The sequence below is a fragment of the Pedobacter superstes genome, assembly GCF_037622515.1.
Taxonomy (GTDB): domain Bacteria; phylum Bacteroidota; class Bacteroidia; order Sphingobacteriales; family Sphingobacteriaceae; genus Paradesertivirga; species Paradesertivirga superstes.
Map to the genome: position 1 here is coordinate 286,780 of NZ_JBBJCN010000003.1, position 14,156 is coordinate 300,935.

The following is a 14,156-nucleotide window of genomic DNA, read 5'->3' on the forward strand; positions in this document are numbered from 1 at the left end:
ATTGGGGTATCCCAGTAAGATAAACTTACAACAGATACCCCAAATTCTATTTAAATTAATTTAAATGCTTTGTTGAGCTTCCACCTGTTGTTTTTTCTGCCATTCAAGCTGAATTCTTTCAGCCTCAGGATTTCCTTCGAAATCATGGGGAAGATTTGAACTCATTGTTTGAGAGAAAGGTGTTGTTTGCGGGATAAAATCGTCTGAATGACCCGGCTTGCTATAATCATATGGCCAACGGTAAACGGTAGGAATTTCCCCGGGCCAGTTACCATGAAGATGCTCAACAGGTGTGGTCCATTCCATAGTATTTGAATCCCATGGATTTTGAGTGGCTTTCTTTCCGTAAAAAATTGAGTGAAAGAAATTCCACAGGAATGCTACCTGCCCTAAAGCAGCAATAATAGCCGCCCATGAAACAAAGGTATTAACCGTTAACCATTCCTTCATAAACTCAAACTCCGTAAAGGCGTAGTAACGGCGAGGAACGCCGTCAAGGCCCATAAAGTGCATCGGGAAAAACACTAAATATGCTCCGATGAATGTAAACCAGAAATGCAGATATCCCAACTTCTCGTCCATTAATCTTCCAAACATTTTAGGATACCAGTGATACACACCACAAAGCATTCCGCAAATTGCAGCAGATCCCATTACCAGGTGAAAGTGAGCAACTACAAAATAAGTATCATGTAAAGGAATATCTAAAGCAGCATTACCCAGGAATATACCCGTTAAACCACCTGAGATAAAGAACGAAACTAAACCGATGGCAAACAACATAGCCGGGGTAAATCTGATATTACCTCTCCAGATAGTAGCCAGCCAGTTAAATGATTTAACCGCTGAAGGTACCGCGATAATTAATGTAGTTATCATGAACACCCCTCCTAAAAACGGATTCATCCCGGTAACAAACATATGGTGCCCCCAAACGATGAAAGAGAGAACGCTGATTCCTATTAAGGAATAAACCATGGCATGATAACCAAAAATAGGTTTACGGGAATTGGTTGCCATTACTTCAGATGCAATACCCATTGCAGGCATAATAACGATATACACTTCCGGGTGACCAAGGAACCAAAATAAATGCTGGAATAAAATAGGGCTACCACCTTGTTGAGGTAAAACCTGTCCCTGTATAACGATTTCAGATAAATAAAAACTTGTTCCGAAACTTCTGTCAAATATTAATAGCACAACCCCTGCCACAAGCACAGGAAATGATAGCACACCTAAAATAGCTGTAAGGAAAAACGACCATATTGTTAAAGGCATTTTCCACATATCCATACCTTTTGTACGCATGTTTAAAATGGTACTGATATAGTTTAGTGCACCCATTAATGACGAGGCAATAAAAAACACCATACTAATCAGCCACAACGTCATACCAGCAGCCGAGCCCGAAATTGCCTGAGGCAAAGCCGACAAAGGAGGATAGATTGTCCAACCAGCACTTGCAGGCCCGCTCTCAACAAAGAAAGAGCCCATCATAATCACACAGGCTGTAAAGAAAAACCAGTATGATAGCATATTTACAAATGGAGATGCCATATCCCGGGCTCCGATTTGTAAAGGAATCAATAGATTACTAAAAGTTCCGCTTAAACCTGCTGTCAGTACAAAAAACACCATGATAGTCCCATGAATGGTGACCAAAGCAAGGTAAAAATCGGGCTTAATACGACCTCCTTCAGCCCATTTGCCTAAAAAGGTTTCCAATAAAGGAAAACTTTGATCGGGCCAGCCAAGCTGAATACGGAAAAGTATAGAAAGAAGCATCCCGATAACCGCCATAATAATACCGGTAATAAGGAATTGCTTTGCAATCATTTTATGATCCTGACTAAAAATATATTTAGTCAGAAAAGTTTCATGATGATGACCATGATCATCGTGGCTGTGTCCAGAATGCTCTAATGTATGCTGAATCGCTGTGCTTGCCATATCTCGCTTAATCTGAAATTATTTATTTAATGCTAATTTATTATTTGCTGAAGCTTCGCTGTTATCAGCCATCTTCAACTCCTTCTTCACATCGTCATTGAAGAATAAAGGTTGTGTTACTATCCACTCGGCATATTCTTTTTCACTTACAACTTTAACTGTGTATTGCATATTATAATGTCCTGCACCACAAATTTTAGCACATAATAACGTGTATTTAAAGGCTGCATTGCCTGTTTTCTCGCGCATCTCTTCTGTGGTAAGACGAGGAGTTAACTGGAAGAAAGTTGGCATTCCCGGTACAGCATTTATTTGAGCTCTGAACTCAGGCATATAAAAACTGTGCAAAACATCTTTTGAGCGAATAGTGAAGCGCACCGGTTTATTTACCGGTAATACGATTTCGCCGCCTAACCTATCATCCCAACTTTTAGGATCCTTAAAATCAATACCAAGAGCATTTGTAGGACTGGTAAGCTTATAATTTCTTAAACCTAATTCGTTATTCTCACCGGCATATCTAACATTCCATTTAAATTGCTCACCTGTGATCTCGATATTTAAAGCGCTTTTGACTGCATCTTCCGATGGACTTGTAATAGTTCTCCATGTAAAGAATCCGTATAATACTAACACCGTTAATGCAAGGGCTGGAATAATTGTCCAAAGCCTTTCAATAAAATTATTGTGAGGATAAAAGTAAGCTTTACGATTATCATTCGCAGAGTATCTGAAAGCAAAGCCAAACAATAATATTTGTGTAATAACAAATACGATTGTTGTTATCACAATTGTAGTCAACATCATTGAATCAAGAACTAGCCCATGCTCAGATGCCGACTCGCCTGACGACATATTTCCCCAAACTTTATAAGACCAATACGTACCATATAGTCCTAAAACAAGGGTAATTGCAAACAAACCACCCTGAATTTTATTCCAGTTCAGCTTACCCTTTTTACCGTGAATTTCAGATGTTAATTCATATACTTTTAAAACCTTTCCAATGATGGCCAGGAAAACACACAGTAGAAAGAAAAGCAAAAGGTAATAACTCACAGATTTATATAAATCTGTATTATCCTTAACTTCCTCAACTGCTGCAAGAGTGCTGGCATCATCATCAGTTGCTTCTAAAATTTCAACCGGAGTATCCGCAATAGAACCTGTTGACGAATTAATCTGCTGCGCTGTATCAGCTGCGACTTTATCTCCTGGAACTGTCTCACCTAGCTGGCCCTGAGCAAAAGCAAGTCCCGAGACTGCCATCAGGCAAACAAACATTGCTATGGAGAATACCCTGCCTTTTATTAATTTATTAAAACTCATTTTCTTATCTGCAATTCGTTAATAAATATCTCTGTCTTAAATATGATGGTGCAAGCTTTCCTCCAATAATGGGTGATTTTGAGGTACCAGAGGTTTGCTGGCAAGTTTCGTTAACATCAGAAAGCTGAACAATCCCGCAAAACCAATCGCAATACCTACTTCAGTTATTCCAAAATCACGATGACTTTCTAAGCTCCCGGGCATAATCATCATATAATAATCCAACCAGTGACCGCATAATAATAAGATACATACAAACATTAGTGTATTTACCTGACGTTTAGCCTCCCGTGACATTAAAATCAATACCGGAGATAAAAAGTTTATGAAGATGTTTAACCAAAACCAAAATTTGTATTCTGGTTCCCATCTCTTATAAAAATAAACAGTTTCTTCAGGAATGTTCGCGTACCAGATCAATATAAATTGAGAAAACCAAACATAGGTCCAGAAGATAGAGAATGCAAATATCAGTTTACCAAGATCATGCAAGTGGTTAGAGTTAATCCAGGTAAAATACCCCGCTTTTTTCAATAAAATTAAGGTTAAGGTAATAGCGCATAAACCACTCACCCACATTGCAGCGAAATTGTACCAGCCAAACATAGTTGAGAACCAGTGAGCCTCAATAGACATAATGGTATCGAACGACCAGATCGGAGTGGTGAATCCAAATATTACTAAAAAGATAATAGCGATTTTGATACTTTTTTTATGATTAATTAATCCGCCAACCTGATCCTCATTATTAGAATAACGAGCAAGTAACAAAGCAAACGTGCTGTAAATACTTAAAAATATCACCTGACGTATTAAAAAGAAAGGAACATTAAGGAAACTCGCCTTTTTAGCGATAATCGGGTCAAAGTTTTCATTGCCTTCTTCAGCTATTCCTTCCAGATGCCAATGATGGTAAAGGTTATGACTAAACAGACCTGCTATTATTATAATGAGTAAAACTACTGATGCAATAGGTAAAACCTTGGCAAAAGCCTGAGGTATACGCAGTAATCCTGCAGACCATCCAGCCTGTGCTACAAATTGCAAAGCAAGAAAGAAAGCTCCGGCAGCGCAAACACAGGTAAAATAATACCCCATTAAAAGTAAATTAGCAAATGTCCTTTCAGAATGATGCTCAGAAGAATCTATTAAGAACCCATAAGCAATTGCTATTATACCGATTAGTATAGAAACGAGGCTCCAGGTTTTTGCTTTACCCGAAAATTCGAATTGTTCGTTAAAATTATGTGTTGTATGATTGTGAGTTCCCATTTTTTGGCTAAAACTTTAACTATTGAGCTTTTTGCAATTCATGAACATACATTACGATTTTCCATCGCTCTGTAGGAGAAAGTTGTGTACGATGGGGTCCCATAAGGTTAACACCGTAAGTTATTGTATGGAAAATTTTCCCATCTGTTAAATCCCTCATTGCTCCGCCCCTTGAAGAATTTCCGGTAGAATATGATGGAGGAGGAGGAAATTTCTCAAGTGCAATAATGCTTCCATCACCCTTTCCTTTTGCACCATGGCAGTGAGAGCACATATTACGATAAAGAGCTCTTCCTTCCACTAGAGATGCGGTCGTTACCGGTATCGGGTTTTTCAAGCCAGCACTTGCAGCATTATATCCTTCAATTGTATTTGGATAATTTTCCACAACTCTGTCATATCCAACTGGTGTAGTACCTTCAGGGGGTAATTGCGCCGATTGTTTGTTGGCAAAGTTTTCATTTGGCTGATCCGGATTATAAGCGATCGGATCATACATATTACGGGCGTATTCCCAGCCTGCGCCTTTGCCACCACCGCAAGATGATATTAAAGCTGCAGATGCTACAGTCAAAAAAGTAAGGCTTAATATCCTGAGCTTATTCATAACTAACATATTTCCTTTCGTTGTGCATAATTTCTACAGCACCGGCTTCGTTTAATAAATCGACAATTTTATCAGGGTACGGATTTGCTTTTGCATCAATAGCTATAATAAATCTATCATTTGTTGCCCGAAGATCCATAACTCTTGGCGCACGTCCGGGGAAAAAGTGATTTGCGAAAAAGAAACAAGCCATCATTCCAAAAGATGCGAACAATACCGTAAGTTCAAAACCAATAGGAATATAGTTAGGCATTGAAAATGCAGGCTTTCCCCCAATGTTCATTGGCCAATCATATACCATTGTGTAATAAATTAATGAGAAGGCTGTCAACGTACCCACACAACCAAAGCAAAAAGCTGCAATCGGTAAGCGTGAACGCTCGTATCCCAATTTTTCTTCGATACCGTGAATAGGCATTGGCGTATAGGCATCGTAGACGCTTATATTGTTCTCCAGTAACTTGTCTATCCCGTGCATCATATCATCAGGATCTTCAAAATGACCTAAAATATATTTTGTGTTGCTCATTGTTAAACTTTTAGATAATCTACACTATCGTACTTTTCCAAAGATTCCTGATAGAACTCTCCTTCTTCTTTCTTCACATGTCCTTCCCGAATCTGTTTTTGTTTTACCTGATCACTCGCACTCTTAAGGATGAGTTTTACCTCTGCTATCGCTATCGCAGGCAATACTCTTAAGAAAAGAAGGAATAGAGTAAAAAATAGCCCAATCGAACCGAGGAATATACAAACATCTACTACAGAAGGATAAAACATGGCCCAGCTTGAAGGAAGGTAATCGCGGTGCAATGAGGTTACAATAATTACAAAACGCTCAAACCACATACCTATATTAACTACAATCGACAGGATCCAAGATGCAAGAATGCTCGTACGAATTTTCTTGAACCAGAAAAGCTGGGGAGAAATAACATTACAGGTCATCATACTCCAATATGCCCACCAGTATGGTCCGCTTACACGGTTTAAGAAAGCATATTGTTCGTATTCCACACCAGAGTACCATGCGATAAATAACTCTGTTAAATAAGCCACACCAACTATGGAACCTGTTACGATAATGATTTTATTCATTGATTCGATATGAAACATAGTAATGTAATTCTCGAAGTTCATTACTTTACGTACAACCAATAACAATGTTTGTACCATAGCGAACCCGGAAAAGATTGCTCCTGCAACGAAATATGGAGGGAAAATTGTAGTGTGCCATCCAGGCTCCAGGGATGTTGCAAAGTCCATAGATACAATGGTGTGTACCGAAAGTACTAACGGAGTTGAAACACCGGCAAGAATCAAAGAAACTGACTCAAAACGCTGCCAGTTCTTAACAGACCCAGCCCATCCGAAAGACAGGATAGAATAAATTCTTTTACGAAGACCTGTAGCCCTGTCGCGTATAGTTGCAATGTCTGGCAATAAACCTGTGTACCAAAAAACTAAGGATACAGAAAAGTAAGTTGAAATCGCAAATACGTCCCATACCAATGGCGAATTAAAGTTAACCCATAATGATCCAAATTGATTTGGAAGAGGTAGTGGCCAATAAGCCAGCCATGGACGCCCCATGTGAGAAACTACATAAGTAGCAGCACATATAACGGCGAATATGGTCATCGCTTCAGCAGACCGGTTAATGGAGTTACGCCAGTTCTGACGAAATAAAAGTAGTACAGCAGAAATTAGTGTTCCGGCGTGACCAATACCTACCCACCAAACGAAGCCGGTGATATCCCAAGCCCAACCTACTGTTTTATTTAATCCCCATGCGCCGATACCTACATAAAATGTATAGCCTACAGAAACTACCCATAATAATGCAAACAAAGCTGCAACTGTAAAGCCAATCCACCAGGCTTTATTGGGTTTATTCTCAACGGGAACTAAAATATCTTCAGTGATCTTTGAATAGGTAATATTCTCACCTGTGATTAATGGTTCCCTTAATATTGATTCCTTATGTGCTGACATAATCTTTTAAAACTCTTAATAGTAATCAATTAAGCTTGTGCTTCTGCTGCTGTATTTCTAACTTTTGTTTGATAACCTACACCTGGCTGAACATTTAGTTCCTGTAATACATAATAGGTACGCTCATTACCCAATGCTTTACTCACTGCAGAATTCGGATCGTTCTTATCTCCAAAGATTATAGCATTTGTTGGACAAGTCTGCTGACAAGCTGTTTTAATTTCCAGGTCCCTTAAAGGACGTTTGTCGATTTTAGCTTGCAATTTTCCGCCTTGTATACGTTGAATACACATCGTACATTTTTCCATTACTCCCCTGGAACGAGTCGTAACATCTGGATTAAGCACTAACTGCGTAAACTCATTGTTCATGTAGTTATCGAAACGAGAATCATTCCAATAGTTAAACCAGTTAAAGCGGCGAACTTTGTACGGACAGTTATTCGCACAATAACGAGTTCCTACGCAACGGTTATAAGCCATGTGGTTCAAACCGTCTGATGAGTGCATCGTTGCAATAACAGGACAAACCGTTTCGCATGGAGCATGATCACAATGCTGACACAACATTGGCTGATTTACCACAGTTACATCCTCAAGGGTATTGCGTTCTGCAAGCTCTCCGATTTCAGCCTCTTCTGTAATATTCTTGCCTTCTTCCTGGAAGCTGTAATAACGATCAATGCGTATCCAATGCATTTCACGACGGCGGCGAACTTCATCCCGACCAACAACAGGAATGTTGTTTTCAACATTACATGCAACTATACATGCTCCACAACCTGTACACGCATTTAAGTCGATAGCCATAACCCAGCTATTTCCTAATTGCTTGTGTTCAGGCCATAAATCATATGTCTTATGTTCCGTTTCATGCTTACCGGTTCCTGAATATGAATCTTTAACATACTTATCAAAAGTAGTTTCGCGGATTATATTCCGTCCCTCGTAAGAATGGTGCGTTTGTGTTTGAGCTAATTCATATTTTCCACCTGCAGCTGTCACTTTAACAGGAGCGGTCGTTTGTAGTGAACCGTTTGCAAATTTCATGAAAGGGAAAGCATTCTTCCCTACTTCATTACCAACCTTACCAACTTTCGCCCGGCCATAACCTACCGCAATAGAAACTGTACCGATAGCCTGACCTGGCTGATAAAGAGCAGGAAGAACAACAGAGTAGCCATTTTCAGACTCAACCTTTACCAGATCAAATTCTGCAACCTTTAACTCATCAGCGTATTTCGGATTGATAGCAACATAGTTATCCCAGGTTACTTTGGAAACCGGATCCGGTAATTCTTGTAACCAGGCATTGTTTGCATACTGTCCGTCACGGATAGCAACAGATTCATATACAGTTAATTCAGTTGGACTCTCTCCACCTTTTGCTAAGGCAGCTGAAGCCGCAAGTATTGCCTGAGCAGCATTGCCGGCATTCACAGGACTCGCTTGTCCTGAAGTTGAAGCAGGAGCAGCAACAGCGGAAGAACTTACAACACCTTTTTGCAAAAGTTCTTTCCAGGTAAGACCTGCCGAAGGAAGAAGACTGGCTTCCCAGTTATTTTTAACGTACTGATAATAGTTCTTAACAGCATTATCAGACCACAATAATAAACTTTGCTCTGCCTGGCGGGTATTGTAAACCGGGTTGATGGTTGGCTGTACAATTGTATAATATCCAGCTACAGCATTTGAATCACCCCATGTTTCTAAGTAATGAGGAACGGGAGCAACCACGTCACATTCTGAAGCGGTTTCGTCAGGACGATCAGCGAAAGAAACCTTTAATTTTACCTTTTTTAGTCCTTCTGTAAATTCTTTCGAAAGAATAGAACTGTATGCCGGATTGCTATCGATAAAGAATAACGCATCAACCTCACCACGTTGCATTTCAGCTACCAGGGCTACGAAATCAGCATCATTACCTAAATATTGATACGACGGATTTGCAATATCAATAGTGGTACCGTAGCTACCTAATAGAGTATTGATTCCGTTTACTACTGTTTGAGTTGCAATATCATTGGATCCGCTTACAACTAAAGCTTTTCCTTTTGCAGCCAATAATTCTTTTGCGACTAATCCCAAAGCTGTTTCAGCTTTAGCGTTTGTTAACTTTTTGGTTGATCCACCGCCGCCCAGAGCTGCATAAAGGTTCAGCAATGCAATACCTTCTTCGGATGGTTTAAGAGCGATACGAACATCGGCATTGGTTCCAGTTAAGCTCATTCCAGCTTCAAACTGTACGTGTCGTGACATCTTTTTATTTTTAAGAGATGCCATATTACGATTCACCACATACTGGCGGTTAAATTCCAGGGGTGAGATCCATGTACCAAGGAAATCCGCACCAAAGCTTACAATAACGTCTGCCCTGTCAAAATGGTAATGAGGCAAAACAGCTTTTCCAAAGCTCGCTTCATTAGCTTTTAAAATGCCGGAGTAAGAAACAGCATCTAACTGAATATGCTTCGTATTCGGGTATTTGGCAATAAAGTCGGTGATAACTTTTTGAGATGAAGGGCTATTGATAGTTGAAGAAACAATTCTGATCTTCTTTCCACCAGCCTGGATTTTGTTTAACTCACCCTTAACGAATGAATCAACGCTGTTCCATGAAGCATTTTCACCTTTTAATTTAGGACCTTTCAGTTTTGAAACATCGTATAAATCAAGGATTGAAGCTTGAGTTACTGCATCCAATCTCCCCTGACCGAGAATACATGCGGGATTTCCCTCCAGTTTTATAGGACGTCCTTCGCGGGTTTTCACTAAAACACCATGCCCTTTAAAGCTTGATACATAATAGTTTGCCACACCAGGAGTCACTTCCTCGGGCTTGATTAAATAAGGAATTGATTTGTGAACAGGAGCTGGCTGACATGCCGCCAGTGTAACGGCACCTAAACCAAAACCCATAGCCTTTAAGAAATCACGGCGCGGAGTTGGGGTTTTTAAACCCGCTTCACTTAGTAATTCCTCAATAGGTAATGATTCGGCAAATTCACCTTTATTATTCTCCACAAATTCCGGAGTTGTTTTCAGCTCTTCTAAACCTTTCCAGTATTTCTTATTGCTTTCCATTTAAGCTATATAAACTGTTGCGTAAGTTCTATTTTGTAATTTATTAATAGTGACATTTACCACATTCGATACCACCCAATACTGCAGGCGTAACTTTTTGACCTTTTGTAAACTGGTCATGAGCGGCAATAACCTTGTCGTAGTAAGCATTTCCCTTAAAGTTCACATCTTTTGTTTTATGACAATTGATACACCACTTCATCGTCAAAGGAGCATATTGGTAAACTTCTTGCATGGTCTGAATTGGACCATGACACTCCTGACATTTAATGCCAGCAACTTTTACGTGTTGAGAGTGATTAAAATATGCTAAATCCGGCAAGTTATGAATCCGAACCCACTGAATTGGCTTAGGATCATCTCCGTAAGTTTTAGTCTGCGGATCGTAATCTAAAGCTTTATAAATTTTCGCAATCTCCGGTGAAGTTTCGCCATTATATTTATCGCTCGCTGTTACATAATTATGGCAGTTCATACAAACGTTTAATGAAGGGATTGACGCGTTTTTAGACTTGTACGCACCAAAGTGACAGTACTGGCAATCAATTTTTAATGTACCGGCATGTAATTGGTGAGAGTATTTAATTGGCTGCTCTGGCTGATATCCTTGATGGACACCAGTATTCCACAAACCCATCCAACCCGCAGAACCAAGAAAAATAATTAAAAGCAATACAGCAAAACCAACGAACTTCTTGTTTTTTGCTAGCCTTCTAAAACGAACTGAGGTACTTTCACCTTCAACTTCATCAATTGCTACTCCCTGCTTTTGCAGTAATAACCTTTCTAAAGTCTTTATCACACGGTTTAAGACCAGAATGATAAACAAGGCTACAAGAACTAAAACGATCAGACCTCCTAAAAGATAATCACTGACCCCTTTCTTCTCCTCACCGTCAGCGCCTTCGGTTCCCGAAGCCTTAGCCGCACTTGCAGCAGGTTTATCGCCTTCAACCTGGATATAAGTTAGAATATTGGTGATATCAGCATCCGTCAACTCCGGAAAAGGGGTCATTACCACCTTTTTATACTCGTTAAAAACTTTAACAGCAGCCGGATCTCCTGAAGCAACCAGCGCCTGTGAGTTCTTAATCCACTTGTTCAACCATGCCTGGTCATGCCGATCCTGAATGCCTTTTAAAGCTGGACCAACCACTGCCCGATCAATACCATGACAGGCTGTACATTTTTGCTTAAACAGTGCTCCACCAGCAGCAGCATCTCCGGCAGCGGCAGCAGGCGCTCCGGCAGCAGCCGAACCTGATGCACCTTGTACTGCAGCGGTACTCGTATCAGTGCTATTTTGCGCATAAGACTGAATACCAATACTTAAAGAAGATACTAAGATTAATGATTTTGCAACACTTCTAAAAAACAATGAGATGCTCCTCATATTATATTTTACACTTAAAATTAGATATGTATTCGAAAGCTGAATGAGATTCCCCCAACATTTTCGGAGGACAAAAGTATAATTAATTCATCTATGCATGACACTCCAATGACCTATATTAACAATTTATAATCGTTCTAAATAATAGCAAAACAGCCTCATAGCTTTTGCAAAGGGCGTTTTTAGAGAAAAAAGAGAAATATCCGTTTAAACAGATTTTGCATTTAATCTTAATTTCTTTAAATAATGATTTGCATCAATGGTTAATATAGATATAATTTGCTATCACTGCCGTAAGATCCAGGCAAATATCAAAGGGACGACAATCGTCGCATCCGATTCAACAATAAACTTGGGTGTATGAATATCTAATTTCCCCCAGGTAATTTTCTCGTTCGGAACTGCTCCTGAATATGAGCCATAAGAAGTTGTTGAATCAGAAATCTGACAGAAATAACTCCAAAATGGAATATCATGCATTTCCAAATCCTGATACAACATCGGCACCACACAGATAGGGAAATCACCGGCAATACCTCCCCCTATTTGGAAAAATCCAATTCCTTTACCACTGCTGTTATTTTGATACCATTCTGCCAGCCAGGCCATATACTCAATACCGCTCTTCATTGTGCTGGCCTTAAGCTCCCCTTTAATAATGTAAGAAGCGAAAATATTCCCCATTGTACTATCCTCCCATCCAGGAACTATTATGGGAAGATTTTTTTCTGCGGCAGCAATCATCCAGCTATGTTCAACCGGAATTTCATAATTTTCCTTCATCACTCCGCTTAACAAAAGCTTGTACATAAACTCGTGCGGAAAATATCTTTCGCCTTTATCTTCAGCGTCTTTCCAGATCTTATAAATATGTTTTTGAATCCTCCTGAAAGCCTCTTCTTCAGGAATGCAGGTATCAGTTACACGGTTAAAACCCTGCTCTAACAAATCCCATTCTTCCTGAGGGCTCAGATCACGATAATTAGGTACCCGTTTATAATGCGAATGCGCAACAAGATTCATTACATCTTCTTCCAGGTTGGCACCTGTACAAGAAATTATAGCGACTTTATCCTGCCTGATCATTTCTGCAAGCGAAATACCAAGCTCTGCAGTACTCATGGCACCTGCCAGGGTAATCATCATCTTTCCCCCCTCTACTAAGTGAGTTTCGTAACCCTTAGCTGCATCTACAAGGGCCGCTGCATTGAAGTGGCGATAATTGTGTTCTATAAACTGGGATATAGGTCCTCTTTCCATTATAAATTTTTAAAGGGGTAAAAATACTATTTTTTGATTGCGAGCTTAATTTAGTTTTGCAAACATCGCTGAATTACTGAATTTATAAAGGAATTGTTCTTCTTTTTTTCACAAAAGCTATATTCGCCCACAATGAAAAAGTTTTTAGTTCTGGGCATTATCCTTTTTAGCTTACAAAACAACAGTGCATTTAGCCAAAGAAAAATACTTGGAAGATTTTTCGGGAACGAAAACGATAGTACAAGCAAGGGCAGATTTATAATTTTGCCTGCTCTTGGCTATGCCCAGGAAACGGGTTTTGAATATGGCCTGGTCTCCTTAGCGTCTTTTTATACAAATAAAGATACAGTAACCAGAAACTCAAGTATTGCCGGATTAATTGCTTTTACAACAAAAAAACAATCGATAATTACGCTAAAACCAGATATATGGTCGAAACAAAACCGATATCATTACATAGGCGATTTGAGGTATCGGGATTTCCCTTTCAATTTTTATGGCATTGGAGACGATACACACAAAGCAGATGAAGAGAGGATTACCCAAACCTTAAAGAAGGTTAGTGTAGAAGTAGAAAAACTAATGAAAAGAGGGTCATATACCGGAGTCAATACCAGTTATGAAAATTACAAATTTATTGATAAAGAGCCCGGAGGAGTCTATGAAACAGATCAATTTATACATGATAAAGATGGCGGGGCAGTTCTATTTCTAGGAGTCTCGCAAATCATCGATTCGCGGAATTCAAATGTCTACCCAAGTCGTGGCACCTATCTAAAACTTAATTATTCTTTTGCACCAGATATTTTCGGCGGTGAAAACTTTACAGGAAGCACGGCAAAACTGGATTTCAGAACTTTTAAAAGCTATAATCCCAAAACAGTACTTGGATTTAACTTAGCATACCAGACTATCCAGGGAAGCACCACTCCCTTCTACTTATTACCACAATTAGGTAATGACCAGGTTATGAGAGGATATTACACCGGTCGATACCGCGATAGAAACTTACTGGCCACCCAGATTGAACTTAAATACAGAATTATTCCAAGGTTTGGTGTGGTTGGTTTTGCGGGAGCAGGTTCTGTATACAATACTCGTATAAATCTGGGTAATTTTAAACCTAGTTACGGTGCGGGAATCAGATATTTCTTCGATACGATAAGAGGGTTGAGCTTAAGAATAGACTATGCCTTCGGAGAAAAAAGGAGTGGTGAAGAGAGACAAAAAGGATTCTATATTGCCTTTGGAGAGGCGTTTTAAT

General features: G+C 39.5%; 10 protein-coding genes. 1 reads left to right on the plus strand and 9 read right to left on the minus strand.

All coding sequences use genetic code 11. The annotated features are described in order from the left end of the window. Positions 1 to 60 precede the first annotated feature (60 nt). The 9 genes from WG906_RS10105 to WG906_RS10145 all read right to left on the minus strand — a co-directional run bounded on the left by WG906_RS10105 (position 61) and on the right by WG906_RS10145 (position 12,892). Positions 61 to 1,953: a cytochrome c oxidase subunit I gene (locus tag WG906_RS10105; protein ID WP_339992470.1), complete on the minus strand. Its 1,893-nt coding sequence runs from the start codon at positions 1,951 to 1,953 to the stop codon at positions 61 to 63. A gap of 18 nt (positions 1,954 to 1,971) precedes the next feature. Then, on the minus strand, positions 1,972 to 3,282 hold the full coding sequence (locus WG906_RS10110) for a cytochrome c oxidase subunit II (protein WP_339992471.1): 1,311 nt from the start codon (positions 3,280 to 3,282) through the stop codon (positions 1,972 to 1,974). Between the two features lie 36 nt (positions 3,283 to 3,318). Beyond that, complete coding sequence (locus WG906_RS10115) at positions 3,319 to 4,554, minus strand: quinol:cytochrome C oxidoreductase (protein ID WP_339992472.1); 1,236 nt, start codon at positions 4,552 to 4,554, stop codon at positions 3,319 to 3,321. A gap of 19 nt (positions 4,555 to 4,573) precedes the next feature. Beyond that, positions 4,574 to 5,128, minus strand: coding sequence for a c-type cytochrome (locus WG906_RS10120; protein WP_339992473.1), 555 nt, complete (start codon positions 5,126 to 5,128; stop codon positions 4,574 to 4,576). Positions 5,129 to 5,153: 25 nt separating this feature from the next. Further along, the gene (locus WG906_RS10125; protein ID WP_339992474.1) at positions 5,154 to 5,690 is read right to left on the minus strand and encodes a DUF3341 domain-containing protein; all 537 of its coding nucleotides are present in this window, start codon (positions 5,688 to 5,690) and stop codon (positions 5,154 to 5,156) included. A gap of 2 nt (positions 5,691 to 5,692) precedes the next feature. Further along, positions 5,693 to 7,156: an NrfD/PsrC family molybdoenzyme membrane anchor subunit gene (gene nrfD, locus WG906_RS10130; RefSeq protein ID WP_339992475.1), complete on the minus strand. Its 1,464-nt coding sequence runs from the start codon at positions 7,154 to 7,156 to the stop codon at positions 5,693 to 5,695. Between the two features lie 29 nt (positions 7,157 to 7,185). Continuing rightward, complete coding sequence (locus WG906_RS10135; protein WP_339992476.1) at positions 7,186 to 10,239, minus strand: TAT-variant-translocated molybdopterin oxidoreductase; 3,054 nt, start codon at positions 10,237 to 10,239, stop codon at positions 7,186 to 7,188. A 43-nt stretch (positions 10,240 to 10,282) separates the two neighbouring features. Further along, positions 10,283 to 11,632 (minus strand): c-type cytochrome, encoded by a 1,350-nt coding sequence (locus WG906_RS10140; protein ID WP_339992477.1) that lies wholly within the window; start codon positions 11,630 to 11,632, stop codon positions 10,283 to 10,285. Positions 11,633 to 11,917: 285 nt separating this feature from the next. After that, a complete protein-coding gene (locus WG906_RS10145) occupies positions 11,918 to 12,892 on the minus strand; it encodes a deoxyhypusine synthase family protein (RefSeq protein ID WP_339992478.1) in 975 nt (324 codons plus the stop codon). A 132-nt stretch (positions 12,893 to 13,024) separates the two neighbouring features. Between WG906_RS10145 and WG906_RS10150 the strand changes: the two genes are divergently transcribed. Continuing rightward, entirely contained in the window at positions 13,025 to 14,155 is a 1,131-nt protein-coding gene (locus tag WG906_RS10150) for a BamA/TamA family outer membrane protein (RefSeq protein WP_339992479.1), read from the plus strand. Position 14,156 lies beyond the last annotated feature (1 nt).